This is a genomic window from Herminiimonas sp., assembly GCF_030655415.1.
Map to the genome: position 1 here is coordinate 61,516 of NZ_JAURVN010000019.1, position 25,672 is coordinate 87,187.

The following is a 25,672-nucleotide window of genomic DNA, read 5'->3' on the forward strand; positions in this document are numbered from 1 at the left end:
GCCGGCTTATCCATCATTCTCAATCTCCTCTCTATTCTCTTTTTCGTCGCACAATCAGCCGGCGGAGCCTCGCATTGTGATTCACATCAAACATGTTTTGCGCTATGCGACGAGTTCACTTGCAATCGTGCTGACGCTTGCATTTGTCAGTGGCTGTGCAAGTTCAACTGCCGAGCGATATGGTGTCGTTGAACAGCAAGCGATGTCGTCTGGATTTTCAGTAGTACGTTTTGGTAGTAATCCGCCACTAGTTGGGATGCTGCGGACCAGCAAGAATGTAGCAACATCGCCAGCAAAAAATTCGCAAACTCTATGGATCATGATCGAAGGTGATGGTCGTGCTTGGTTGAATACGCGCGAGCCGTCGCGTGATCCAACTCCTGTCGATGCAGCGGGCTGGCGACTGGCGCAAAACATATCAAGAGCGAACGTGTTGTATCTTGCTCGGCCTTGCCAATATTTGTCATCCGCCGAGATGGACACCTGTGTTGTCAGTGACTGGACCAATGCGCGCTTTTCCGAAAAATGGGTAGGGCGTATGAACGTCGCGATTGACGATGCCAAACGAACGGCACAGTCCAAACAAATTGTTGTCGCGGGATATTCTGGTGGTGGTGTGATGGCTGCCTTGATAGCAGCACGGCGTGATGATGTGGTGATGCTGATTACTGTTGCGTCGCCGCTGGACCATGCCGCGTGGACTACGCATCATGGCGTGTCGCCATTGACGGGTTCCTTATCCGTTTTGTCCGTAAAAGAAAAATTGATACGTCTGCCGCAGATACATGTAACTGGTGCGGATGACAAAGTAGTACCGACGATGTTGATGCAGGATTTTTTGCGTGGGTATCCAGCAGATGCCCCGGCAGAGCTTATGACCCTGCCGGGCATCGATCACCGTATGCAAACGGCGATCGACATCAGTCGCATTAGAAGTTCCAGATTGCTTTCGCAGTCAATTGATGACCGAGATACTTATCCTTGATTTCCATATCGTAGCCAATTGCAATCGTTGTACCTTGGTTGGTGACATTGCGATAGCCCAAGCCCAATTGCAATGCATCACGACCTGGTTGTACGCCATCTAAACGGAATGATGGGCCACCACTTGCGAAGCTTGCATTGATCGCTGGAGTATCTGCAAATTCATGCAGGTAGCGCGCACGCAAAGTCGCACTAGAAGCTGCACTCAGCTTGTTGACGAACTCCACACCGAATACGCTTTGAACCGAGTTGGCACTCGCGCTGGCGACGTTTTGCGCAGACGCACCACCGGATTCCGAATACGCGCCATTGTCGAGATAGCCAACTCGTGCGCCCATCAACCAGCGACCACTCCATTTTTCATCCAACGCAAACGGGATGCCGTATTCGACACGCGCACCGACTTGATAGCCTGAGTATTTGCCGCTCAGTGTTTCAGTAAAGCCAGGGATCGTGACAGTGCGTTGGCTGGAGTAGCGATTGGCCGAAACTGCGACGCCTGCATCCAGTGTGTAGCTGTTATCGGTACGGCTGAAGTAAGCGCCGACATGGAGGGATTTGACGTCGGTATCATCGCCTGCGCCGCTGTCTTTGCCGTCGCTACCAGCTTGTGTGTAGCCACCGGAGAAACCGACCATGTCACGGGTATTCAGATCCATCTCATAGCCGGCCGCGATACCTTGTGCATCGAGGTCATAACCGTTCGCACCTTTGCGTGCATCTTGCTTGGCAATCGCTGCCAAGCCTTGCAACCAAAAACGATTACCAACTGAGTCGCCACCAGCGAGACCGGTTTTACCCATAGCCAGCGGACCGCCGCTACGTGCGCTATCGATACGATTATCGAATGCAGAGAACACGCTACCTTGTGCTGCATTGGATGCGGATTGTGCAGCTGCGTTGGTTTCTGGGGCGAGTTGTGAAGTGGCATTTGACAAGGCTTGTGTGGTCGGCAACGCTTGCAGCGCGTTTAACAGGGTGAGACCTTGCTGCGAAGTGGTAAGCCCATTAGACGCCGCCGAATTCAATGCGTTTGCGAGGCTTTCAAAACGTTGTGGTGCTGCTGCTGCAATGCCGTTTTTCTGGTGTGCCACTAACTGCAGATTGTTTCCGCTACCCTGCAGGCTGTACGAATAGAAGGCACCGCTACCGCTATCGACATTCAGGTTGGCCGAGCTGGCGCTGAGCGTTGCTGCCGAGATTAGCGTGTAGGTGGAGCCGTCGGCAACTGCGCCGGCGATCAACGGACGAATCGTCGCGCCGTTGGTCAATGTGGCAGTGCCTGTCACAGCGATCTGATCGCTGGCATTGCTGGCGCCGATACGTGTTTCCAGCACACCGCTGGTTCCTTGTACATAATTGCCTGCGACGCTTACCGTACGGAATGCGCCGCTACTTGGTGCTTGCAGTGTCCCGTTGACGGCCAGATCAGTTGTGGCGAATGCTCCGTTGACGCGCAGATTACCATTGGTATCGACTTGTACGTTACCGACAGTACCAAGCGCATAGTTGAATGTCGTGCTACCACCTTTGACAGTGATGTTCTGGAAGTTGCTGACTTGTCCTGCATTGAAGAGTTGCGTGCCATTGGTTTCAAGCAAATTGGTTCCGATACCGCCATCGATTGTGCCGATCACAGTGCCACCGAACAGACGCAAGGTATCGTTGCCGGTGCCCATGTCGATGGCCAGACCGTTCTTGCCTTCAATGCGACCGTAGTTGGTTAATGTGTCGTCACCAGCGCCCATCTGAATTGCTGCACCCGCGACTGTGCTGTTGTTTTCGCCTAGACGCATTGCATCTGCCCCGCCAGTAATGATGCCGGTCGCTGCATTGGTCAGTGTGTCGTTGAAGTTGCCTACTAGGCCTACGGCCACTTTCTTTTCGCCGGTAATCGTGCCTTCGTTGACGATGATGGCCGCTGCTCCTGTCGCTGTAGCCGTACCGCGGCCGCTAGCCACTGATGTGCCATCCGAACCGTCGTCAATCAGAATACCTTTGGATGCGCCATAGATTGTTGCGCCTGCATGATTGATGATGGTGCCACCACCAGCTGCAATACCATCGGCTCCATTTGGACTACCACCAGAATCGAAACCGCCAGCGCCCAGACCCTGGATACGGCCATAGTTTTCAATGTAAGCCACACCATCAATATCGACGCCGTCGCCGTCGCCGTTGCTGGTAGTGAGCCCCAAACCACCGTGGTCATAAACTTTGCCGGCACCTGCGTATTGACCAGTGATCGTGCCGTAATTGATTACGACTCCATGACCATCAAAACCTACACCTGAGCCATTGTTACCTGTGATTGTTCCACCGGCATAGTTGATGACGACTGGATTGATGATGGTGACAGAAGTCGTGACGCCATTTACTACCTTGTCAAAAAGGACGCCATCGCCATTCGCCGCGGTGACAATAAGGCGCTCTACACCGATCAGATCCGAGTCAGCGCTTGCCGCAACAGGATCGCCACCATCGATACCGTGGCGAGGTCCCGTGATTGAACCGTAGTTGAGAATGGCGACATTCTTCATACCGTTTTCAATCGCTACACCGTCTGCAGCCGAAAGTGCAGAACTAGGACAATTTGTCGTGCCAAGATAATCGGCGCATTTGGTATTGACAACGCCTGTCGAGAAAATCTGGCCGTAGTTTGTCAATGTCGTATTGGAGCCCAGACGCATTGCATCGTCACCGGTGGAGCTGATGGTTGCACGGGTGTTGGTCGTCGAACCATTTATGATTTGGTTGCCTGTCGTAGTGAAATCAACGTCGACCTTGATGGCACGTTTGCCGCCTGCAGAAATGCCGGTTTGCGAAATGGTGCCTTGATTGTTGATTACGAATTTGTCCGTCGCTTTACCGACGCGAATTGTCACGTCGCCGACCGCATTGATTACGCCGCCTACGTTGTTATCAATTCTGAGAATAGTTGAAGCAGCATTTGCATCGATCGCACGACCACCTGTAGTTTGGCTGATGGTGCCTGAGTTGGTAATTGTCGATGTGCCTGCATTGACAGTAATCGCTGCCGTCGTTGTCGGTGACGATACGATCAGGCTACCGCCCTGCTGAACCACTGCATTGTTGGCGGTCAAAGACTGAGCGGTGGTTGTTGGAGCGCCAGCTGCTATCGTCACATCAGGAAGGGCAACTGCGTAAGAGGGCAGTGCGAAAATGGCTTGCAGCGCAAGCACAAGAGGAAGCGGGCGCAGTTGCGGATGGCTGAAACGCATTTTTGTTGTCTCCAGATAAATTGCCAGATTATCCGTAGCACTTGTGACAACTTCATTACCGTTTTATTACCGTTTGATGAATAGCGCACACTCTCCTTTAAGCCTTTTGGTTATAAGCAAATGAGAATTCCATCATTATCAAATTGCAGTGCTCAGGTATCCTGACGGGCAAGAGTTGCCGAGCTTTAATGCTCACGCTATAATGAGAATAATTCTCAAGTAGTTCGCTGTTTCCAGTTACGAAATTCCATCTATGCAGTGTGTTTCGGCCAGTCTGGCGGATGCCTGCGACAGTTCAGCCCTGGCTGGTAAAATACGCGCTCTTTTCCCTCTGGAAACTTGGGAGCGCAAGCGTCCACAGCTTGCTTACCTGTTGCTTTACAACTGTGTTGCAGCTTTTCGTGGTTTTTTGTTTAGACGATTTGATATTTAGGATGTATTGATTTTATGGCCGCTTTTGACACAGTTAAGATTTTGACCGTCCATCACTGGAACGGAACGCTGTTCTCCTTTACCACGACGCGCGAGCCAAGTTTTCGCTTTGAAAGCGGTCACTTTGTGATGATCGGTTTGCCTATCGACGGCAAAAATGTGCTGCGCGCATACAGCATCGCCAGCCCGGCATGGGAAGAGCACCTCGAATTTCTGTCGATCAAAGTGCAAGACGGCGCGCTCACCAAACATTTGCAAAATCTTAAAGTAGGCGACGAATTATTAGTCGGCCGCAAACCAACCGGCACGCTGGTAATGTCGGATCTGTTACCTGCCAAACGTCTGTTCTTGTTCGGTAGTGGTACTGGCTTGGCACCATTCATGAGTATCATTCGTGATCCTGAAGCGTACGAACGTTTTGACCAAGTCATTCTGGTACACGGCGTGCGTCTGGTGAGTGAGCTGGCATACAAGGATTACATCGCGAAAGAATTGCTCGAGATCGAAGGTCTGGGCGAAGAAATCGCAGCCAAGTTGTTGTACTACCCAACTGTCACGCGTGAAGCATTCGTCAATGAAGGCCGTATCACCACCGCGATTGAAACCGGCAAGATGTGTGACGATCTCGGCATTGCGCCGCTTGATCCATTGACCGATCGCGCGATGATTTGCGGTAGCCCGGATATGTTGAAAGACACCGCGGCGCGACTCGATAAATTGGGTTTTGAAGTGTCGGCTGGTATCGGCCAACCTGGTGACTACGTAATCGAACGTGCATTTGTGGATCGGGGCTAAGTAATCGAGATCACAATATTTATCTAAGAATATTGTCGTTTGCGTCGTATGCAAACGAATTGAAATGACGCCGGATGTCTAACGATATCCGGCGTCATTGCGTTTCTCAGGCTGCGTTTTAATCGTTTTTGTTTTATCGATCTGCGTTTCGACATACTCTCTTCACAATTCTTTACCTGATAGAAGCAGAGATTGTCTTGATAATCGCTGGTGGACTCGTTATCGTTATTACCGTTACCCGAATGTCTCGATATTGTTTGCAATATCGCTGACGGTCATTGCTAGTCACAGTTTGTTTGTGACGCTTGCATGACATTTTTATACATGACCGTATTCATCATCACTTAACCTGGAATGTCCCAGTCAATGAAGTCAACCTCACGCTTCGGCAATTTACGCCAACGTTTTCTTAATCGCTACACTTTGCTGGCCTTGGCGCTCGCACTAGTGCTGGGCACCGCATATTGGGGCTGGCATAAGTATTACGGCAAGAAAGATCCTAGCGAGTTATTTCAAGTGACAGAGGTTGAGCGTGGCGACATTGAAGATCTGGTGACGGCAACAGGTACTGTGCAACCGCTCGAATACGTTGACGTCGGTGCGCAGGTATCGGGTCAGTTGAAGAAACTGCATATAGAAGTAGGCTCAGTGGTGAAAGAAGGTGATCTGCTGGCCGAAATTGATCCGACTGTTTTCCGTGCGACGGTGGATGCACGTCGCGCAGGTTTGCGCAATCAACAAGCGACGATGAAGGAACGTGAATCGAATCTGGCATTGGCCAATCTGCAATTCACACGTCAAAAGAATTTGATGGCAGCGGATGCGACAACGGCCGAAGCATTGCAAACAGCCGAAGCAACATTGCGCGCAGCCAAAGCTCAGATCGACGCACTGCAAGCGCAGATCGAACAAACACAATCGACGTTGCGTGCGGATGAAGCGAATCTTAATTACGCAAAAATTTATGCGCCTATGGCAGGTACTGTCGTCTCGCTGACAGCACGTCAAGGTCAGACGCTGAATGCCAATCAAAACGCTCCGACAATTTTGCGCATTGCCGATTTGTCGACGATGACAGTACAGACGCAAGTATCAGAAGCTGAAGTCGGTAAGTTGAGAAAAAATATGGAGGTGTATTTCACCACGCTAGGTAGCCAGGGAAAACGCTGGTACGGTACCTTGCGCAAGGTTGAACCTACACCAACCGTGACGAATAATGTGGTCTTGTATAACGCCTTGTTCGATGTGCCAAATAGTAATCAGGCTTTGTTGCCGAGTATGACCACGCAAGTATTTTTTATTGCAGCAACCGCCAAGGATGTATTGGTCGTCCCGACCGCAGCAGTCACATTGGCGCGTACATCAGGCAATGCTGCAGGCAGCAATGCAAAAACGTCTGACAAGTCATCGACCAACGCATTTGCAGGCATGAGCCAAGCCGAGCGTCGTGCCGCATTCGAGAAGATGACCCCAGAACAACGCGAAGCGATGCGTGAACGTCGTCGTGCGCAGAAAGCAGAAGAAGCGAATAAACCTTCGACTGACGCAGCCAAAGTAATTGCGCAGCCACAGACCGCAGATAACAAAACTACTTCGAATAAAGCTAGCGGCGATAAGCAATCTGCTGACCAATCAACGAGCAAGATCGATGCGCTCACCGCCGATTCAAATATGGGCAGCCCACCGGTGGCCGGCAAGGATAGTAGCGGTTTGCCTGGAGAAAAAGAGCAACGTGCATCACGTCGCGGCACAGTACGCGTGATCGGTGCAGACGGCAAAGTGGAAACACGTGACGTCGAATTAGGTGTGACTAATCGTGTACAGATGCAAGTACTCAGCGGTTTGAAAGAAGGTGACCGTGTCATCACTGGTTTGAAGCAAACACAAGCCAACGCTAATCGACCATCGGGTGTCGCCGGTATGCCGCCAGGCATGGGCGGTAGTCCTATGCGAGGTGGTCGTTAAATGAGCGAGGCTAACGATCCGGTCGTCGTTGCGAATGACGCTGACGTTCCTGATGGCGTCACGGTTAGCAACGAACGATCTGCCGATGAAGCGCCGCTGATCGAATTACGCGGCGTTACCAAGACCTATCGCAACGGTGGTCTTGATGTCGAAGTGCTGCACGGCATAGATCTGAAAATTTACGAAGGCGAATTTGTCGCCATCATGGGCGCATCAGGCTCAGGCAAATCGACGCTGATGAATATTCTCGGCTGCCTTGATCGACCTACGACCGGTTCCTATCATTTCATGGGGCGTGATGTTTCCGGTTTCAGTCGCGATGAACTGGCGCTGCTGCGCCGCGACGATTTCGGCTTCGTGTTCCAGAGTTACAACCTGATTGCTTCGGCCAGTGCGGCGGAGAATGTTGAAGTGCCTGCTATGTATGCAGGCCTGTCACCGCCGGATCGTCATGCACGCGCGCAGATGTTGTTGTCTGAATTGGGACTCGCCGAGCGCTCGCACCACAGACCGAATCAGTTGTCCGGTGGACAGCAGCAGCGGGTATCGATTTCACGTGCGCTGATGAATGGCGGTCGCATTATTCTCGCTGATGAACCGACTGGTGCGCTCGACAGCAAGAGCGGGCAAGACGTCATGAAGCTGCTGGCTGATCTGTCTGAACGCGGTCATACGGTGCTGTTGATTACCCACGCAAAGGAAGTTGCTCAACACGCACATCGACTGATTGAAATTCGCGATGGCAATGTGCTTTCTGATCCAGGCCCGGCGCCTGTATCGCATGCGCAGCAGGATTTTGTGCGACCTATCGTGGCGGGAGATGGTTCGCGACTCGCCGACATACTTGAAGCGGCGAAGATGGCGATGCGTTCCTTGCGCGCCAATTTCTTTCGTTCTGTATTGACCTTGTTAGGCATTGTGATTGGTGTCGCTTCTGTGATCGCGATGCTGGCGATTGGCGATGGTGCCAAGGCAGTAGTGGTTGAACGTATTAGTGCGATGGGCTCGAATCTTTTGTTGGTCCGACCTGGTGCACCTAATCAGCGCGGCTTCAGTAGTACCGCGACGCTAGTGGTGGATGACGTCAAGGCGATCGACGAGTTGCCGAATGTATTAGCTGCTGTGCCTGAACAGAGTAGCAATGTGACTGCACGCTTTGGTAGCTCGGATACGTCGACTAGCGTAACCGGTACCTCGGCTAAATTCCCGCAAGCGCGTCAATGGAATGTATCGAGTGGCACTTTCTTCAGTGAAGAAGATGAAGCCAACTATGCGGCAGTTGCAGTGCTCGGCAAGACCACGGCAACTGCGCTGTTCGGCCAGGATAGTCCTATTGGTCAATTCGTCCTGATCAACAACCTGCTGTTTCAGGTGGTTGGCATCATGTCGGAAAAAGGCGCATCGCCTATGGGCTCGGATCAAGATGACGTGATCTTTGTGCCGTATTCAACCAGTAGTCTGCGGCTGTCCGGCCAACGCTATTTGCGTAACGTCACCGTCGCGGTGGAAGACGTAGGGCAAATCGATGACACACAGAATGCGGTCGACAAGTTGCTGCTCGAACGTCATGGCACTGTCGATTATCAGATCCGTAACATGGCATCGATTATGGAAGCGATGGAGCAGACGCAAAACACGCTGACTATTTTGCTTGGTTCGATTGCTGCAATTTCCTTGCTGGTTGGCGGTATTGGTGTGATGAACATCATGTTGGTATCGGTAACAGAACGTACACGCGAGATTGGTATTCGCATGGCGACCGGTGCACGCGAAAGCAATATCATGCAGCAGTTTTTGATTGAGGCGATGGTGGTGTCCGCAATCGGTGGAGCAATTGGCGTCGTGATCGGGTTGTCAGTTGCCGGCATCATCGCTGCCTTTGGCACGCCTGTGAAATATTCACTGATGCCTGTTTTGCTGGCCTTTGGTTGCGCCTTCATGACAGGACTGGTGTTCGGATATTTACCAGCTAAAAAAGCAGCGCAACTCGACCCTGTGGTCGCCTTGTCAGCAGAATGAAATGAACTCCATGACTTCACGTTTAATTTTTCGTCGTACCCGCATGGTCCTCGCTATTGCAGCGGTGCTTGCACTGAGTGCATGTGCCACAGCCATCGATACCTCACGTCCACAGCTTGAAATGCCAGCGACCTGGGCAGAAGCTTCGCCTGCAGGGATTGAATTACAACGCGACTGGTGGCGCGGGTTTGGCTCTGAGGAATTGTCGGGTTTAATCGATCAGTCTTTGGCTGGCAGTCCGGATTTGATCATTGCCGCAGAGCGCGTGACGCAAGCGGAAATCGCCGCGCGTAGTGCCGGCGCATCTTTATTCCCCTTGCTGACGGTGAGCGCCAACACCGATACTGGTCAAGTCAAACCTGGACCAACAGGCAGTGGCTGGAGCAGAAGCGAAGCAACCGGCGTTGCGCTTAGCGTCAATTATGAAGTCGACGTATGGGGCCGCGTCGCAGCCACCACACGCAGCGCGGATGCATCGTTGAATGCCAGTCGCTACGATCTGGAAACGGTTCGTCTGACACTGACGACAGGCGTGGCGAATGCCTACTTCCAGATACTGGCCTTGCGCATGCAATTAGAAGTGGCGCAAAACAATCTGGCAATTTCTGAGAAGCTGTTTGCGATCGTCGAAGCGCGTTATCGATTTGGTGCGGCATCCGCACTAGACGTCAGCCGTCAACGCAGCACTGTGTTGGCTCAGCGTGCCACCATCTTGCCGCTGCAAGTACAAGAGCGGCAAACCGTTAGCGCCTTGGCTATTTTGCTTGGTCGTCAGCCGCAGGCTTTGCAAGTTGCAGGACAAAGTCTGGATACACTTGCGATACCTGAAGTTACTCCGGGTCTGCCATCGACGTTGATTACACGTCGGCCGGACGTCGCCAGTGTGGAAGCGCAATTGGAGGCAGGTTCTGCCAACGTGGCGGCTGCACGCGCAGCATTGTTGCCGACGATTTCATTGACAGGTGCTGCCGGCAATTCCAGTGCAGCCTTGCTGGCGTTGGGCAATCCGACTTACAGCATCGGTATTGCAGCATCGATAGTGCAAACACTGTTCGATGGCAATCGCTTGCGCTTGCAGGTAGAGATTAACGAATCCACGCGTCGTCAACTTGCTGAAAGTTATCGACGTACTGTCTACACCGCTTTGAAAGAAGTGGACGATGCGCTAGGCAATGCAACGCGCAATCGTGATCAGGAACTGTCGCAGATTGAAATCAAGAAAGAAGCATTGCGAGCGCTTAGCTTGTCCGAGTTGCGCTATCGCGAAGGTGCGGATGATTTGAACAGTCTGCTTGATGCACAGCGCACGCTATTCAGCGCCGACGATAGATTAACGCAGTTGAAATTGTTGCGTCTGACTGGCACTACCGATGTATTCAAAGCGCTCGGTGGCGGTTGGGACAAGTCTCAGGTTGAAACACGATAGTGAAAATGCGGATGATGAGTGAAACGCCTTCATCATCCGCTTCCATAATTTTCTTAAGCTGCTTGAAATCCTGGCTTGCGCGCCATACGGTAAATCGAGCCTAGCACCAGCGTGATTGCGAGAGCAGGTAGAGCGGAACCGACTTGCGGCCAGATTAATGGGCAGACGTGGAATGCAGCAATGCCTAGCAACCAGATCGCGACCGGCACGAAATTGACTGCTTTATCTGTCGCGTTGCCATTTCGTGCAAGCTGCGAAATCACGACGCCAAACAAAGGTACAAATACCGAGCTCAGTGTCAGCAGAAATGGTTCCAGTCCGTGCATAGGCAAGATCAATGCGCAGTAGGTGGCGACCAATGCCAGCGCAATACCCCAGAAGCGTATCGTGAATTTGCCATGCAGGAAGTTCAGCGAGACCGAGCCGGAATAGACGTCACCATAAGCGTTGTCCATTTCGTCGATCAGTATCAATCCCAACGCAATCAAACCGCCTTGTGCCAACAATAAGGTCGTCATCAGATCAACATCCGGTGTGGATGTGCTGACGATCAATACACCCAATGCGTGGCACCAGATATTAGCGATGGCAAAACCCAGCCACGTACCGCGGAAGGTGCTTGCGCCAGCCTTGCCATAACGTGCAAAATCGGCGACCAGCGGTAACCACGATACTGGCATAGCCATCACCAGATCGATGCCCGCCAGCGTACTCATGGAACCATCGCCAGCCTTGTTCCAGATCGCATCCAAACCTTGCGCTTGTGCTTTCAGGAAAAATTGATAGCTGAGCCAGATCAGCGACAGGATCACCAAGGGCAAGCCGAAACGACCGACGAAGCGGCGCACCAAACCGATCATCGAACCGGTCGCTAGCGCCACCAATAACATGCCCCAGAAAATTGCCGTGACATACGGAATCCACGCGGCATCAATGCCTGTGATCCCTTTGATCAACGCCGTCGTGCCATCGCGCATAACGACTAGTTCGAACGCCGACCAGCCTATCAATTGAATGACGTTCAAAATGACCGGCAATTTTGCGAAGCATGTCCCCAGGGTTTGGCACATCAAGATCGGGCTGGACAAGCCGCGTTCAAAACCTATGTAAGCCACCCAACCAAGTAGAGCCGCACCAAGTAATGAGCCGACGATGATGGCGAATAGCGCGGTTTGCGTGCCGAGCGCGGTGCCGAGGAAGGCACCGATTTGCATGACCAGCAAGCCTACGCCCAGGCTGAACCACAGCGCGGCGTGATCGCGGAATGAAAATACGCGTTTTGCTACAGGTATAGGTGTGAAAGCGGCATTGCTTGCTGCCGCAGGATTATTGTTTAACGCCATCATCTTCTTTCAAAAGGATGGCAGGTCAGCTGGTTCTGCGCCGTGGAGGACGGCGAGTGTTCGCATGCTTTCCTGCGCGAGGATTACCTCAATCAGGTTCAACGGGTATCTCTCACCCGCGCATGTTATTCCGCGCAGGACCCCGAGCCAGGTATTTCAAAACTGGGCGCTACTTTGATCTAAAAACGGCTGATAGGCAAGCCATACGTGGCTGTGGCGGCTTAATGGTGCGCTAGAAATGATGCGTGGGATTTTAAATCACAGCGAAGAAAGTGTCGGGCTGCACAGTAAAACAGGAGGGGGAGCAGCCCGACGGAAACACATGATACTGTATAAAAACACAGTATAAATCTGCAGTCTTTAAAAGTCACGTATTAATTTATGCGGGCTGAATTACCAGGTTTAAGAGAGGATAGGCCTAACGCTGAAGTACAAATAAAAACGCCCCGCTGGAAGCGAGGCGTTGATATGTGATGCCAAAGACAAGTTCTTGATTACAAGCCCAGACGCGTAGTCGCCTCATCCATCACTTGCGTATTCCAAGGTACAAAGCCGGTCATGCCGATTTTAGAAAGTGCATTTCTGCCAGCCTCATTGTCTGACAAGTTGAGTAACAGGTTTTTGAGTTTTTCTCTATCGGATTCGCTGAGTTTTTTCGATGCCAGAAATTGTTTGACTGGGATTGGTTTGGTTTCTGCCAAAACGCGACCACCTTTGGCGACCCATGCTTTTGCCACTGCAGCGGAACCAGTAACACCCGCGTCAACAAAACCGTTATCGATCATGAATGGCACAGCTTCTTGATAGCGAGTGGCGGTAAATGATTTTTCTGGATGCTGGAAATTCAATTCACGCAGATTGGCTGCGAACATCACGGTTGTGATCGAGTCTACCGACGGCACGCCGATTTTCTTGCCGCGCAAATCCTGCATGGCTTTCAATGGTGATGTGCTGGCGACTAGTACACGTGCACGGTAATCGGTGAATCCTTTTGCTGTAGCCAAACCTTCGTAACCATTCTTTTTAACTGCCTGCAAACCGATGTGTGCTGCATGTATGAAGGCAATATCAAATTTGTTTTCTGCCAGGCCTTTGCCAAAGTTTGCAGCGTCTACGCTTTGCAGCTTCACATTTTGTTTGAGTTCTTTGGAAATCAATTGCAATAGTGGTTTGTAACGTTCGCTGGCAGGTCCGCCGTCTTGATAGGTTACGCCTTCATTAACTGCCAAAACAAGTTCTTGTGCGCTTGCAGAATTGATGCCGGTTGCCAGTAATGCGATTGCTAAAAAAGAAGTGAGTTTCATATGCTATTTGTAGTGGAGATATTTTGAAAATTTTTAAAAAACGAGTACCGCGAAGTACCGCATGAGATGTTGAAATGATAAAAAATTGAAAGGGTAAGAAAAAACGCATTGCGGTAAGCAATGCGTTTTGTTGGCTTAGCAAGCGCATGCGCTTGCTATATGTTTACAAGCCGAGACGAGTCGTTGCTTCATCCATCACTTGTACATTCCACGGTACGAAGCCGGTCATGCTGATTTTGGAGAGTGCGTTTCTACCAGCTTCATTTTCAGACAAGTTCAGCAACAAGGTTTTGACTTTTTCTCTATCGGACTCGCTGAGTTTTTTCGATACGATAAATTGCTTGATTGGGATAGGTTTGGTTTCTGCAAGGATGCGGCCGCCTTTGGCGATCCATGCTTTAGCTACCGCAGCAGAGCCTGTTACACCAGCATCAACAAAACCGTTATCAATCATGAACGGCACCGCGTCTTGATAACGGGTTGCCGTCATCATTTTTTCCGGTTGTGGAAATTGCAGTTCACGCAGGTTGGCGGTGAACATCACAGTCGTAATCGATTCGACCGATGGCACACCAATTTTTTTGCCACGCAAATCTTGCATGGTTTTCATCGGTGATGCGTTTGCGACAAGGACGCGCGCACGGTAATCAGTAAAACCCTTGGCAGTGACCAGACCTTCATAGCCATTCTTTTTCACAGCGAGCAAACCGACATGTGCTGGATGTACAAATGCCAGATCGAATTTGCCTTCAGCGAGGCCTTTTTCAAATACTGAATATTTATCTACCGTTTGCAGCTTGACGTTTTGTTTGAGTTCTTTGGATAGCAGTTGCAGCAAAGGTTTGTAGCGTTCGCTTGCTGGGCCTCCATCTTGATAAGTTACACCTTCGTTAACAGCCAAGACAAGATCTTGTGCTACAGCGGAATTGATACCTGCTGCCAGCAATATCATTGCCAACAAAGATGTTAATTTCATGAAGGTCGCTCCGTTTAGAATAATTTTTTTGGGTAACTAATTGTATGGTGAATGTTACATTAAGCAATCAAAAGCAAAGAAAATTTCTTGGTTTAAGTGGCAAAAACGCACATTCGTTTATTTGATTTACACGGATAAATAGCGGGCTTTGCTGTGGCTATTGACAGCTTTTGACTGACAACTTGGCGGCAGCCTAAACAATCAAATGAGTCGAGTGAAACGTGCAAACAAGATTGACAGTGCAAGCGCTATGCGGCGCCAGACGGAGTGAAAGCTGAAGGGAATTTAAAACGAAGAATGACGCAGCTAAGCGTATAGCCGCGCCATGAAAATGCTGAAAATAAGAGACTAGAAAATACGCTGGCGTTAAGCCCGGTTAAATTCGTCCGGTGACAAGCATGATGAGCAGAATGACGACCAGCAAGCCGGTAATGCCGCTAGGAGCGTAACCCCAACTACGACTATGACCCCATGTTGGGAGGGCGCCGACCAGAATCAATATCAATACGATGAGCAGGATTGTTCCGATAGTCATGATTTTTCCTTGTAATAATTATCGTGAAAAGAACGCATAGCAACCGAGCAGTAAAACTGTGCGCGAATTCAAGCTAGGCTTGAACATCGTGACCCCAGCTTAAAAGGTCTTGCTCTTTTCTACTGTACGTTGCCGTACAAACAAGTCTCGTCGTATGCGAGACAATCATTACATCATCTGATGCACTGCTTTTCACAGAGCGTCGCCAGCCTTAGCCATATGCGGCAAGCGCTCCCTTATTGAACCTCACACTGAAAGCGTCCCCATCATGCAAATACGTACACTGTTATTCGTCATTATTCTTGGAGCGATTGCAGCATTGGCAGCCTTGAATTGGGAAACCTTCAATATGCCAACCGACCTTTGGTTGGGCGTAGCAACCGTACAAGCACCATTGGGTGTGGTGATGCTGGCGCTGACCGCATTGCTATCGGCATTTTTCTTGGCGCTGCTGATTCAATTGCAGTCGCATTCACTACTGGAATCACGCCGCCATACCAAAGAATTACAACTGCAACGCGAGCGCGCAGATCAAGCTGAAGCCTCGCGTTTTACTGAGTTACGTCAGTATGTTGAACTGGAAATGCGCGCCATCGATAAGCAAAATTTGGAGCTGCGCGGTACCTTGCTGGATCGTATTGAGCGTTTGGATACTGGCGTCACGACTGCCATTGAGCAATCCAGCAACACCGTCGCCGCGCACATTGGCGAACTGGAAGATAGGTTGGAGCGAGGTAGTAGTGGCGTGACGCCGAACCGCTTGGCCTGATAGTTTGAAAGTTTAAATAATTGCCTTAAGGAAATTCAATAAGATGTTCGCCCGGGAACATCGGTTAAACTGAGGCAATTATTCACTCCGGGCACCATCATGGCCAAAGCTAAAGCCAGCCAAGTCGATACAAACGTCGTCATTATCGGCGGCGCTTTTGCCATCGTATTGATAGGAATTCTGTCGATTTGGCTGTATTTTTCATACAGCGCCCGCCCTGTATCGCCATCCACTTTTGCAAGCTTTGGTCCAGTCGTGGTGCGTAGTTCCGAGTTTGCAATCAAGGCGACGATTGCTGTCCAAACCCGTAAGGAAGATGCGAGCTGGTTGGCTAGTCACAAGAAGGAGCTCGACTTTGCCTTGCAAACCGCCTTGGCCAATGTTGATCCCCAGCGTTTGCGTGATCCGCAAAGTGTCACTTATGTACAAACGACTTTGCGCGACGCCGCTAATAAAGCCTTGAATACTCGCAATATCGAAGAAGTGCTATTGACCGACTTCATTGTGCAGGCCGAGTAATTTTTGCCGGTTTGATAGACAATGCAGGTTCGATGGACGGAATCACAGACACTTTGGGTATGAGCAGCATAGACAATCCGGCAAACCTGCCGTCAGATAATTCAGAAAACCAGCCAGCCAGTACGCCAGCCAATTCGACGCCTGCACAGTCTCGCAAAGACGTGCTGCGCCCGGATTCTCCGTGCGCCGGTTATTGTTCGACTTCGCATGGCGATGAGATTTGCAAAGGCTGTGGCCGCACTTTTGATGAAGTCATCAACTGGATCATTTACGACGATGCTGAAAAAGACGCGATTTGGGCTAGGCTGGAAGCGGCCGGCTTGGTAAAACGCTAAGCGTTTCCACGCAAGCATCGCTTGGGTATCGCATATGCGTCACCTAAGCATCGAAATCCATCGCTATTCCACAGCCAGATTAGACTTCAGGGCCAAGAGACGGTAGACTTTAGCCCTTTTCGCAAGGGCTATTCCATGTCCACTACGCCCGAAACCCTCATGTCCGATTCCGTAATACCAGATTCCTCGATAGACGCAGGATCCGAACCCGAAATACGTTCCGTTTCAGCGGATCTGATTGCCAGCGAAGTGCAGCGTCGTCGCACCTTCGGCATCATTTCTCATCCGGATGCGGGTAAAACCACGCTGACTGAAAAGCTGCTGCTGTTCTCGGGCGCGATTCAACTCGCCGGTACTGTCAAAGGGCGCAAGAGCGGTCGTCATGCAACCTCCGACTGGATGGAAATCGAAAAGCAGCGCGGCATTTCCGTCGCCAGCTCGGTCATGCAGTTTGAATATCGCGATCACGTCGTCAACCTGCTTGATACGCCAGGCCATCAGGATTTTTCTGAAGATACTTATCGCGTATTGACTGCAGTCGATTCCGCCTTGATGGTGATTGACGCGGCAAAAGGTGTGGAAGAACAAACGATCAAATTGCTGAACGTTTGCCGCATGCGCAATACGCCTATCATCACGTTCATGAACAAGATGGATCGCGAAACACGCGACCCGCTGGAACTGCTGGATGAGTTGGAATCGGTACTAAAGATCGAATGCGCACCGGTAACCTGGCCTATCGGTATGGGCAAGAATTTCCGCGGCGTGTATCACTTGCTGCGCGACGAAATCATGTTGTTTGCGCCGGGCAGTGAAAAAGCTGATCAAACATTTGAAGTCGTCAAAGGCATCGATAATCCGCGCCTCGCCGAGATGTTTCCGCTTGAGATTGAACAGCTAAAAATGGAAGTCGAATTGGTGCATGGCGCGTCGCATCCATTCGAACTTGATGCATTCCTGAACGGTACACGTACACCAGTATTTTTCGGTTCTGCGATCAACAACTTTGGTGTGCGTGAAATTTTGAATGCGCTGCTCGATTGGGCACAACCGCCGCGCGAACGCGATGCAACTTTGCGTGCGGTCAAGCCAACTGAATTGCCTTTCTCTGGTTTCGTCTTCAAGATTCAAGCGAATATGGATCCAGCGCATCGCGATCGCATTGCGTTCTTGCGCGTATGTTCAGGTCGGTTCCAGCGCGGTATGAAGGTCAAACATCTACGCTTGAATCGCGAGATCAAAGTATCGAGTGTTGTGACCTTCATGGCGTCCAGTCGTGAGCAGGTTGAAGAAGCTTACGCTGGCGACATCATCGGTTTGCCGAATCACGGCAACATGCAGATCGGCGACAGTTTTTCTGAAGGCGAATTGTTGCAGTTCACAGGCATTCCATATTTCGCACCAGACTTTTTCCGTGCGGTGCGCATTCGTAATCCACTGAAGATCAAGCAATTGCACAAGGGTTTGCAGCAGTTGGGCGAAGAGGGCGCGATTCAAGTTTTCAAACCAGTCAATAGTAGCGATCTTGTGTTGGGTGGCGTAGGTGTACTGCAGTTTGAAGTAGTCGCCAGTCGCTTGCTGAATGAATACGGAGTCGATGCTGTATTTGAAGGCACCAGCATCAGCAGCGCGCGCTGGATTACTTGCGACGACAAGAAAATGCTGGCTGATTTTGAACGCTCATCCGCCGGCCATAATCTGTCGCACGACGCTGCCGGCAATCTCGCTTACTTGGCTAGCTCGGGTGTCAATTTACGTCTGACACAAGAGCGCTGGCCTGGCGTGACCTTCCATGAAACACGTGAACACGCAGTCAAGCTTGGCTGATTGAAATGCATACCGTCGAAACTCTTCGGCGGTATGCATTAGTTTTTTCTTGTCCTCAAATTTCCCCTTATATGCAGCTTGCTTCGATGTCTAATTCTTGGCATCGTGTGCTCCTTGCTTTCGTGCTTTTGATTACGCCACGTATTTTTCACAAAGAACGGTATGCCGAAAATTTTCAAGTTCACTGAATTCTCGCTACGCGATTTGATCGTCACGGCCGGTCCGATGACTTTGCTGATTATTGCCGCGTGTTTTGGCGCATATAAATTGGTCGATCCGGCACCGCCTAAACATGTGACCTTGTCTACCGGTCAGGAAAATAGTGCGTATGACGAGTTCGGTAAAAAGTATGCAGAGGCGTTGAAGAAATACGGCATCACTGTCACCTTGAAACCATCGCTGGGATCGCAAGAAAATTTGCAACGACTCAATGATCCTGATTCCGGTATCGATATCGCTTTCGTGCAAAGCGGTTCGACTGAACATGCAGATGCGGAACGTCAAGGTTTGGTTTCGCTAGGCAGTTTGTTCACCGAACCGGTTTGGTTGTTCTATCGGGCTAATCTGAACATCAAGGAGCTGGTGCAACTCAAAGGCAAGCGAGTTAACGTCGGGCCGGAAGGTAGTGGCGTGCCTAAATTATTCAAGACTTTGTTGTCAGTGAATGGTGTTGAACCTGACGATGTGAAAATGGGTGAGTTGGAAAATACGCCAGCGACTGTGGAGTTGATAGAAGGTCGTATTGATGCACTTGTGTTTAGCTCTGCACCGGATGCTTTGTTGATTCAAATGCTGTTGCAAACACCCGGCATCAAGCTGTTTGATTTCACGCAAGCAGAAGCATATTCACGTCGGTTTCCGTATTTGTCGCATGTGGTTTTACCGCGCGGGATTGTCGATCTGGGGCGTGACTTGCCGCCCAAAAATTATCACTTGATTGCGCCGACCGCAACCTTGGTTGCACGTGAAGATATGCATCCAGCTTTGGTTGATTTATTTGTGCAAGCTGCAGGCAATATTCATGGTGGCGCAGGGTGGTTCCGCAAGCAGGGTGAATTTCCAAATGCAAGTTATACGGAAATTCCGGTAGTGCCTGAGGCTGAAAAATTCTATAAAGAAGGCCCGCCGTTTTTGCAGCGCTATATGCCATTTTGGTTAGCGAATTTTTTCGAACGTATGTGGGTGGTGATCGTCGCGCTAGGCGCATTGATTCTGCCCTTGTCACGTATTTTGCCGCCGCTTTATGTGTGGAAAGTACGTTCGCGCGTGTATCGCTGGTATGGACAATTGCGCACAGTTGAGCAATTGATAGAGGACGTGCCGCCAGCCAAACGTGCGACGGTTTATCCTGCGCAATTACGTCGCTTGAATGAAATTGAAGAAAGGGTGAATCAGATTTCGATTCCGCTTTCATTCGCGGATGAGTTATATCGCTTGCGCAGCAATATCAATCTGGTGCGCAAGCGTATTGTGTGGCTTAGCGAAGCAAAGCCTGAATCAGTACAGGCTTGATAGATTTAGCTTGGAACGGCTTGCTACGTTGAGCTTAAGCACCCAGCCAAGGCAGCCCGGCCTTGCACCAACCGTTGACGTTTTTGCGGTGACCGTCAGCGTCTTTCACGCCTTCAAATCCTTCCAGTACGTCGAAGGAATTTGCGTAGCCATGTTCCGTCGCTAGTTTTGCTGCGTGACGTGAACGTACAGCGCCGCGACATAGAAATAGCAACACCGTATCTTTGTCTGCAATTTGTGCCAGTTCTTGCAAAAAATTCGGATTCGATGTGCCACCGGGATAGACGTTCCATTCGACGGCAGCATGTTGAGTCTCAGGAATGGCAACGCGCCCAATCCAATCGCGTTCGGCATTGGTACGTACATCGACGAGCTTGACGGTAGGGTCGCTCAATAAAAGATCGTATGCCTGTTGCGGTGTCATTGCGCCTGCGTAAGGCAGGTTTTCGGTTTGGCCAAGCAGGCGTGCCTGAGCAAGAATAGTCGCTGATGTCGTCATGTTAATTTACGCTCCTGATGCATTGAATATTACGAGCAGACAATTGTAATCTGCTCGCAAGTTTATTTTTCTGACCAGCTTAAGAACGCCGTCCTTTGGCGTAAAAATAGCCCCAAGTCAGACCTAAAATAGCTGCACTCAGCGAAGCAATTAATACACCAAGTTTGGCAGCACCCAAAAGATTGGCGTCCGAAAAAGCAAGGGTAGCGATAAAGATAGACATCGTGAAGCCGATACCTGCCAGCAAGCCAACCAGACAAACGCCAGCCCATGTCACGCCCGGTGGAAGCGTGCACCAACCAAGACGCACCACCAGCCAACTGACGCCGATGATTCCCAGCGGTTTACCTAATACGAGTGCGGCCAGCACGCCTATCATCACCAGCATGGAGCCGTTTGCTGAGAGATCTATGCCGTTGAGCGTGACGCCGGCGTTGGCCAACGCAAAGATCGGCATGATGCCAAATGCAACCCACGGATGCAGAGCAATTTGAACGCGGCTCACTGGTGGCAACAGATCGCGTTGCGCGTGACGCATTTGCTTGATCGGTTGTGCCAGATGATGTGGGTCGACTGCTGAACCGGATGCATGTGCTTGCAGATCTTTTACCGCATTCGCTACAACATCCAGTGGACGCTCGCGTGTGCGGGTTGCGAGCACGGGTGTCATCAGACCAAGCACGACTCCGGCTAATGTTGGGTGCGCGCCTGTTTGCAGTAATCCTAGCCAAAGGACGGCGCCCGGTAATATGTATGCATACGCGGAGCCTATTCCTATCCACTGCATTCCCAGCACCATGGCAATACCGACGCCTGCAATCAGGAAGCCGCTGTAGTCCAGCCCACCAGAATAAAAGATCGCAATGATTAATACGGCGACTATGTCATCAATGATGGCTAAAGCCAGCAAAAATACGCGGACATTGGACGGGATAGAGCGGCCTAATAGTGCAAGTACGCCAACTGCAAATGCGATGTCGGTGGCGGTCGGAACGGCCCAGCCCTGCGATTGAATACCGTTGTGATTAAAGCCCAGATAAACCAGTGCCGGCACCATGACGCCGCCTACCGCTGCGGATAAAGGTAGCGCTGCAAGTCGGAGACTCGATAACGCGCCTTCGTGAATTTCGCGGCGAATTTCCATGCCGACGACCAGAAAAAAGACAGTCATCAAGCCATCGTTAATCCAGAAGTGCAAAGACTGCGAAGAAATCCAATTGCCGACACCAAAGGTCAGTGGGGTATGCCAAAGATGGTGGTAGCTGTCGGCAGCGGGCGAGTTGGCCCAGATAATGGCGATGGCTGCAGCAATCAACAATACGACGCCACTAAAGGCTTCGACATGAAGGAAACGTTCAAGGGTGGAGAAAGCCCGGTTGGCTAAATCTTGCGCGCGTGGCAGTGGCTGAAGGGGTGTTGGTTTTGTCATGGTCGCGGGTACTCCGCGTGGCGGCCCGACCAGCGCGTAACCTGTTTGCTACGGTATGTAGCTTTAACACCCTGGACAGATTCTACTACACCAATACTGAGGGTGATGAGCTTCCGGCTTGCATTAAAGCAAGCATAAGTTATCTTTTTAATATTAATTGCACCAATAAAGTGCTATTCATATTATTTGCACCAGCAATAAGCAAAATAAAAGCTGAATGTAGAAATCGCACATTTTTGGTGAGTATTTAAACTTACTCTAAATTTGCTTATTTTCTTGTTAAAGCATCTTTGCCGAATAAGAGGCAAGTTGCTCCAGTGCGGTGCGGTGACGGCATTATTCGTGTGGTCTATGGCATGGAATCTGCTATCATTTCGGGCGAGTTATGGTCGCACGCTGTCATGAAAAGAAGCACGGCACACAACCCATTAACTAATTTGTATCACTTTGCTCAATTTTAGGAGATTCGCATGGCAATGACGGCAGCAGAGGTCTTGAAGATGGTGAAAGACAACGAAGTTAAATTCGTTGATTTTCGCTTTGCTGACACACGAGGCAAAGAACAGCACGTCACCGTGCCAGTTTCGCATTTCGATATGGACAAATTTGAATCCGGTCACGCATTTGACGGTTCTTCGATCGCGGGCTGGAAAGGCATCGAATCATCCGACATGTTGTTGATGCCGGATCCGAACACCGCAAACATCGATCCGTTTTTCGAAGAAACTACCTTGTTCATGCAGTGCGACGTGATTGAACCGTCGGACGGCAAAGGTTACGACCGTGATCCACGTTCGATCGCCAAACGCGCTGAAGCTTATTTGAAATCATCCGGTTTGGGCGACACAGCTTACTTCGGTCCTGAACCAGAATTCTTCATTTTTGACAGCATCCGCTGGAAAATCGGCATGGACGGTTGCTTCGTCAAGATCGGTTCCGAAGAAGCATCGTGGAGCTCAGGCGAGAAACTCGAAGGCGGCAACACAGGTCACCGTCCTACAGTTAAAGGCGGCTACTTCCCAGTGCCACCAGTCGACAGCTTCCAGGATATGCGTTCGGAAATGTGCCTGATTCTGGAATCGCTTGGCATCCCGGTTGAAGTACATCACCACGAAGTTGCTGGTGCTGGCCAAAACGAAATCGGCAGCAAATTCTCGACTCTGGTTGAGCGCGCTGACTGGACTCAAAACTTGAAATATGTCGTCTGGAACGTAGCGCATACCTACGGTAAAACAGCGACATTCATGCCAAAACCTATCGTTGGCGACAACGGTTCAGGCATGCACGTTCATCAATCGGTTTGGAAAGATGGCAAAAACCTGTTCGCAGGCGACGGCTATGCCGGCTTGTCGGATTTCGCTCTGTACTACATCGGCGGCATCATCAAGCATGCTAAAGCACTGAACGCAATCACCAACCCAGGTACCAACTCGTACAAACGTTTGGTTCCAGGTTTTGAAGCGCCAGTTAAATTGGCATACTCGGCACGTAACCGTTCCGCTTCGATCCGTATTCCACACGTTTCGAATCCTAAAGGTCGTCGTGTTGAAGCGCGTTTCCCGGATCCTTTGGCTAACCCATACCTGTGCTTCTCAGCTTTGCTGATGGCAGGTCTGGACGGCGTACAAAACAAGATCCATCCAGGTGAAGCAGCATCGAAAGATCTGTACCACTTGCCGCCAGAAGAAGACGCGTTGATCCCAACCGTTTGTGCTTCACTGGAAGAAGCGTTGGAACACTTGAACAAAGACCGCGAGTTCCTGACCCGCGGTGGTGTGTTCAGCGATTCGATGATCGATGCGTACATTGAACTGAAAATGCAAGAAGTGCAGCGTTTCCGCATGACTGCTCATCCAGTTGAATACGATATGTACTATTCGCTGTAATCTATCTTTCGATAGTCGCTGCTGATACAGGGCGAAATAAAGCGGGGAAAGCGAAAGCTTCCCCGCTTTTTTATTGTTCTTTTATCTTGTGCTATAGATCATTTCATCAATTGATTTGTTGCGGGCCTGCAGTAAATTGACGTTCAATGTTTGTCAGCAAGTGTTTCTTGTCCTAAACTAAGACCCCGGTTTAACAGTTTCAAAAAGAAAGTTTATGAAACGTCAATTCGTCATCCTGCTGTTCTCCGCTGCTGCGATTCCTGCGTTGCCAGCTTTTGCGCAAAGTGAAGTTTATTTGTGCGTCGATAGCAATGGCAATCGCGAATACAAAAATACCGGTGCCACCAAAGGTTGTAAAAGAATCGATCTGCCAGGCGTAACGACTGTTCCTGCAACAACCCCCAAAAAACCTGCACCGCAAACTGCATCGGCCAAGCCTAGCGATTTTCCGCGTGTGAACGACACAGTGCAGAAAGCGCGCGACAGTGACCGCAAACAGATTTTGCAAGATGAAATGAGAACCGAAGAGCAAAAGCTGGCAGCGATTCGTGCTGAATACAATAACGGCGAGCCAGAACGTCGCGGCGACGAACGCAATTATGCAAAATATCAGGATCGCACTGCTGCACTGAAAGACGATCTCGCCCGTACCGAAAAAAATGTAGAAGCATTGAAAAGAGAGTTAGGCAACCTGAAGTAAATCATTAAACGACATCGGTACGATGTTTGCTAGGATTAGGCCGCGTTATGCGGCTTTTCTTTTTTGGATTCCTGTGAAAAAACCTTTAAATTCTTTTGGCGGTCTTGATCTGCTCGCATCAGCTGTGCTGGTGTTTAATGCAGAAGGCCGTATCTCCCATGCCAACCCCGCTGCCGAAAATTTGCTGGAAAATTCAAGCAAGGCACTGATCGGTCATACGCTGACTGAACTATTCATTAACCATGAAGAGCTGGACGAAGTTTTCCAGCAAGCCTTGGAGCACAAGTTCGCAGACAAGCGCTTAGACCTGACGCTGGAACGAGTCGGGCGTGAACCGTTACAGGTACATACGGTTGTCACTGCGCTTGACGGTCCTGAGGCGCCGGTCCTGATCGAGTTGCGCGAAAACGTACAGCAACTGAAGCTGGACAGGGAAGAGCGCCTGATCGACCAAAGTCAGGCCAATAAAGAGTTGATCCGTAATCTCGCCCATGAGATCAAGAATCCGCTCGGTGGTATTCGCGGCGCGGCGCAATTGCTTGAGCTGGAATTGCCGGAGCGCCATTTGAAGGAACTGCGCGAATACACGCAAGTCATCATCAAGGAAGCCGATCGTTTACAGACTCTGGTGGATAGATTGCTGGCGCCGCATCGCAGCCCGCATATTGTGGGCGACGTAAATATTCACGAAGTATGTGAGCGCGTACGCAGCCTGATCGTTTCCGAATTCCCGACCGGCTTGAAGATCAAACGTGATTACGATTTGTCCGTACCGGAATTTCGTGGGGACAAGGAACAGTTGATACAGGCGGTATTGAACATTGCACATAATGCCGCGCAAGTGCTTTCTTCCCGCATGAAAACCAACGACGCAGAGATTACGATTCGTACCCGTATCGCACGGCAAGTGACGCTGGCCAAGGTCCGATACCGGCTGGCATTAGACTTGCATATCATTGATAACGGACCGGGCATCCCGCCAGATATTCAAGACCGTATTTTTTATCCGCTGGTCTCGGGTCGGGATGGTGGGAGCGGGTTGGGGCTGACGTTGGCGCAGACATTCGTGCAGCAACATATGGGCGTGATTGAATGTGACAGTCGGCCGGGATATACGGACTTCAGAATTCTGATTCCATTGCCGTGACAGATTGAAGATGGTCGCAGCGATGAAT

Annotated in this window: 20 protein-coding genes and 1 riboswitch; of the genes, 13 read left to right on the forward strand and 7 right to left on the reverse strand. The window is 50.6% G+C overall.

Features of this window, described 5'->3' with window-relative positions:
- The first annotated feature begins 76 nt into the window (after positions 1-76).
- On the forward strand, positions 77-985 hold the full coding sequence (locus Q7T66_RS17685; RefSeq protein WP_304934424.1) for a hypothetical protein: 909 nt from the start codon (positions 77-79) through the stop codon (positions 983-985).
- Here Q7T66_RS17685 and Q7T66_RS17690 read toward each other — a convergent pair.
- Positions 930-4,226: an autotransporter domain-containing protein gene (locus Q7T66_RS17690; RefSeq protein ID WP_304934425.1), complete on the reverse strand. Its 3,297-nt coding sequence runs from the start codon at positions 4,224-4,226 to the stop codon at positions 930-932. The two genes, Q7T66_RS17685 and Q7T66_RS17690, sit on opposite strands and share 56 nt — an antisense overlap.
- A 447-nt stretch (positions 4,227-4,673) precedes the next feature.
- On the opposite strand from Q7T66_RS17690, the gene Q7T66_RS17695 reads away from it, so the two are divergent.
- The 4 genes from Q7T66_RS17695 to Q7T66_RS17710 all read left to right on the forward strand — a co-directional run bounded on the left by Q7T66_RS17695 (position 4,674) and on the right by Q7T66_RS17710 (position 10,863).
- Complete coding sequence (locus Q7T66_RS17695) at positions 4,674-5,453, forward strand: ferredoxin--NADP reductase (RefSeq protein ID WP_304934426.1); 780 nt, start codon at positions 4,674-4,676, stop codon at positions 5,451-5,453.
- Positions 5,454-5,819: 366 nt separating this feature from the next.
- Entirely contained in the window at positions 5,820-7,418 is a 1,599-nt protein-coding gene (locus Q7T66_RS17700; RefSeq protein WP_304934427.1) for an efflux RND transporter periplasmic adaptor subunit, read from the forward strand.
- The gene (locus Q7T66_RS17705) at positions 7,419-9,437 is read left to right on the forward strand and encodes a MacB family efflux pump subunit (protein ID WP_304934428.1); all 2,019 of its coding nucleotides are present in this window, start codon (positions 7,419-7,421) and stop codon (positions 9,435-9,437) included.
- Positions 9,438-9,447: 10 nt separating this feature from the next.
- Positions 9,448-10,863 (forward strand): efflux transporter outer membrane subunit, encoded by a 1,416-nt coding sequence (locus Q7T66_RS17710; RefSeq protein WP_304934429.1) that lies wholly within the window; start codon positions 9,448-9,450, stop codon positions 10,861-10,863.
- A 53-nt stretch (positions 10,864-10,916) separates the two neighbouring features.
- Here the strand turns inward: Q7T66_RS17710 and Q7T66_RS17715 are convergent, their stop codons facing one another.
- The 4 genes from Q7T66_RS17715 to Q7T66_RS17730 all read right to left on the reverse strand — a co-directional run bounded on the left by Q7T66_RS17715 (position 10,917) and on the right by Q7T66_RS17730 (position 15,021).
- Complete coding sequence (locus Q7T66_RS17715; protein WP_304934430.1) at positions 10,917-12,206, reverse strand: cytosine permease; 1,290 nt, start codon at positions 12,204-12,206, stop codon at positions 10,917-10,919.
- Between the two features lie 52 nt (positions 12,207-12,258).
- Positions 12,259-12,361: riboswitch (TPP riboswitch) on the reverse strand.
- Positions 12,362-12,700: 339 nt separating this feature from the next.
- A complete protein-coding gene (locus tag Q7T66_RS17720; protein WP_304934431.1) occupies positions 12,701-13,510 on the reverse strand; it encodes a phosphate/phosphite/phosphonate ABC transporter substrate-binding protein in 810 nt (269 codons plus the stop codon).
- Between the two features lie 163 nt (positions 13,511-13,673).
- Entirely contained in the window at positions 13,674-14,486 is an 813-nt protein-coding gene (locus tag Q7T66_RS17725) for a phosphate/phosphite/phosphonate ABC transporter substrate-binding protein (protein ID WP_304934432.1), read from the reverse strand.
- Positions 14,487-14,862: 376 nt separating this feature from the next.
- Positions 14,863-15,021 carry a DUF3309 family protein gene (locus Q7T66_RS17730; RefSeq protein ID WP_304934433.1) on the reverse strand — a complete coding sequence of 53 codons (159 nt, stop codon included), beginning with the start codon at positions 15,019-15,021 and terminating at the stop codon, positions 14,863-14,865.
- A gap of 268 nt (positions 15,022-15,289) precedes the next feature.
- Here Q7T66_RS17730 and Q7T66_RS17735 point away from each other — a divergent pair, with 268 nt between their 5' ends.
- From Q7T66_RS17735 to Q7T66_RS17755, 5 genes are all read left to right on the forward strand, one after another.
- Positions 15,290-15,790 (forward strand): LapA family protein, encoded by a 501-nt coding sequence (locus Q7T66_RS17735; protein ID WP_304934434.1) that lies wholly within the window; start codon positions 15,290-15,292, stop codon positions 15,788-15,790.
- Between the two features lie 99 nt (positions 15,791-15,889).
- On the forward strand, positions 15,890-16,309 hold the full coding sequence (gene fliL, locus Q7T66_RS17740) for a flagellar basal body-associated protein FliL (protein ID WP_304934435.1): 420 nt from the start codon (positions 15,890-15,892) through the stop codon (positions 16,307-16,309).
- 32 nt (positions 16,310-16,341) lie between these two features.
- Positions 16,342-16,644 (forward strand): DUF1289 domain-containing protein, encoded by a 303-nt coding sequence (locus Q7T66_RS17745; protein ID WP_304934436.1) that lies wholly within the window; start codon positions 16,342-16,344, stop codon positions 16,642-16,644.
- A gap of 159 nt (positions 16,645-16,803) precedes the next feature.
- Positions 16,804-18,471, forward strand: coding sequence for a peptide chain release factor 3 (locus tag Q7T66_RS17750; protein ID WP_304934437.1), 1,668 nt, complete (start codon positions 16,804-16,806; stop codon positions 18,469-18,471).
- A gap of 162 nt (positions 18,472-18,633) precedes the next feature.
- On the forward strand, positions 18,634-19,983 hold the full coding sequence (locus tag Q7T66_RS17755) for a TAXI family TRAP transporter solute-binding subunit (protein ID WP_304934438.1): 1,350 nt from the start codon (positions 18,634-18,636) through the stop codon (positions 19,981-19,983).
- A 34-nt stretch (positions 19,984-20,017) separates the two neighbouring features.
- Here Q7T66_RS17755 and Q7T66_RS17760 read toward each other — a convergent pair whose 3' ends face one another.
- On the reverse strand, positions 20,018-20,482 hold the full coding sequence (locus tag Q7T66_RS17760) for a rhodanese-like domain-containing protein (protein WP_304934439.1): 465 nt from the start codon (positions 20,480-20,482) through the stop codon (positions 20,018-20,020).
- A 79-nt stretch (positions 20,483-20,561) separates the two neighbouring features.
- Positions 20,562-21,911 (reverse strand): Na+/H+ antiporter NhaA, encoded by a 1,350-nt coding sequence (gene nhaA, locus Q7T66_RS17765; RefSeq protein WP_304934440.1) that lies wholly within the window; start codon positions 21,909-21,911, stop codon positions 20,562-20,564.
- Positions 21,912-22,381: 470 nt separating this feature from the next.
- Here nhaA and glnA point away from each other — a divergent pair, with 470 nt between their 5' ends.
- The 3 genes from glnA to glnL all read left to right on the forward strand — a co-directional run bounded on the left by glnA (position 22,382) and on the right by glnL (position 25,644).
- Positions 22,382-23,797 (forward strand): type I glutamate--ammonia ligase, encoded by a 1,416-nt coding sequence (glnA, locus tag Q7T66_RS17770; protein WP_304934441.1) that lies wholly within the window; start codon positions 22,382-22,384, stop codon positions 23,795-23,797.
- 214 nt (positions 23,798-24,011) lie between these two features.
- Positions 24,012-24,497 carry a DUF4124 domain-containing protein gene (locus tag Q7T66_RS17775; RefSeq protein ID WP_304934442.1) on the forward strand — a complete coding sequence of 162 codons (486 nt, stop codon included), beginning with the start codon at positions 24,012-24,014 and terminating at the stop codon, positions 24,495-24,497.
- Between the two features lie 73 nt (positions 24,498-24,570).
- On the forward strand, positions 24,571-25,644 hold the full coding sequence (gene glnL / locus Q7T66_RS17780; protein WP_304934443.1) for a nitrogen regulation protein NR(II): 1,074 nt from the start codon (positions 24,571-24,573) through the stop codon (positions 25,642-25,644).
- Positions 25,645-25,672: the final 28 nt, after the last annotated feature.

Excerpts from the sequence above, each read along its gene's own strand:
- nhaA (WP_304934440.1), bottom strand. The coding sequence starts at position 21,911 with ATGACAAAACCAACACCCCTTCAGCCACTGCCACGCGCGCAAGATTTA.
- Q7T66_RS17700 (WP_304934427.1), top strand. The coding sequence starts at position 5,820 with ATGAAGTCAACCTCACGCTTCGGCAATTTACGCCAACGTTTTCTTAAT.
- fliL (WP_304934435.1), top strand. The coding sequence starts at position 15,890 with ATGGCCAAAGCTAAAGCCAGCCAAGTCGATACAAACGTCGTCATTATC.
- Q7T66_RS17720 (WP_304934431.1), bottom strand. The coding sequence starts at position 13,510 with ATGAAACTCACTTCTTTTTTAGCAATCGCATTACTGGCAACCGGCATC.
- Q7T66_RS17705 (WP_304934428.1), top strand. The coding sequence starts at position 7,419 with ATGAGCGAGGCTAACGATCCGGTCGTCGTTGCGAATGACGCTGACGTT.
- Q7T66_RS17695 (WP_304934426.1), top strand. The coding sequence starts at position 4,674 with ATGGCCGCTTTTGACACAGTTAAGATTTTGACCGTCCATCACTGGAAC.
- Q7T66_RS17750 (WP_304934437.1), top strand. The coding sequence starts at position 16,804 with ATGTCCGATTCCGTAATACCAGATTCCTCGATAGACGCAGGATCCGAA.
- Q7T66_RS17745 (WP_304934436.1), top strand. The coding sequence starts at position 16,342 with ATGGACGGAATCACAGACACTTTGGGTATGAGCAGCATAGACAATCCG.
- Q7T66_RS17755 (WP_304934438.1), top strand. The coding sequence starts at position 18,634 with ATGCCGAAAATTTTCAAGTTCACTGAATTCTCGCTACGCGATTTGATC.
- Q7T66_RS17775 (WP_304934442.1), top strand. The coding sequence starts at position 24,012 with ATGAAACGTCAATTCGTCATCCTGCTGTTCTCCGCTGCTGCGATTCCT.
- Q7T66_RS17760 (WP_304934439.1), bottom strand. The coding sequence starts at position 20,482 with ATGACGACATCAGCGACTATTCTTGCTCAGGCACGCCTGCTTGGCCAA.
- Q7T66_RS17735 (WP_304934434.1), top strand. The coding sequence starts at position 15,290 with ATGCAAATACGTACACTGTTATTCGTCATTATTCTTGGAGCGATTGCA.
- Q7T66_RS17690 (WP_304934425.1), bottom strand. The coding sequence starts at position 4,226 with ATGCGTTTCAGCCATCCGCAACTGCGCCCGCTTCCTCTTGTGCTTGCG.
- Q7T66_RS17710 (WP_304934429.1), top strand. The coding sequence starts at position 9,448 with ATGACTTCACGTTTAATTTTTCGTCGTACCCGCATGGTCCTCGCTATT.
- Q7T66_RS17725 (WP_304934432.1), bottom strand. The coding sequence starts at position 14,486 with ATGAAATTAACATCTTTGTTGGCAATGATATTGCTGGCAGCAGGTATC.
- Q7T66_RS17730 (WP_304934433.1), bottom strand. The coding sequence starts at position 15,021 with ATGACTATCGGAACAATCCTGCTCATCGTATTGATATTGATTCTGGTC.
- Q7T66_RS17715 (WP_304934430.1), bottom strand. The coding sequence starts at position 12,206 with ATGGCGTTAAACAATAATCCTGCGGCAGCAAGCAATGCCGCTTTCACA.
- glnA (WP_304934441.1), top strand. The coding sequence starts at position 22,382 with ATGGCAATGACGGCAGCAGAGGTCTTGAAGATGGTGAAAGACAACGAA.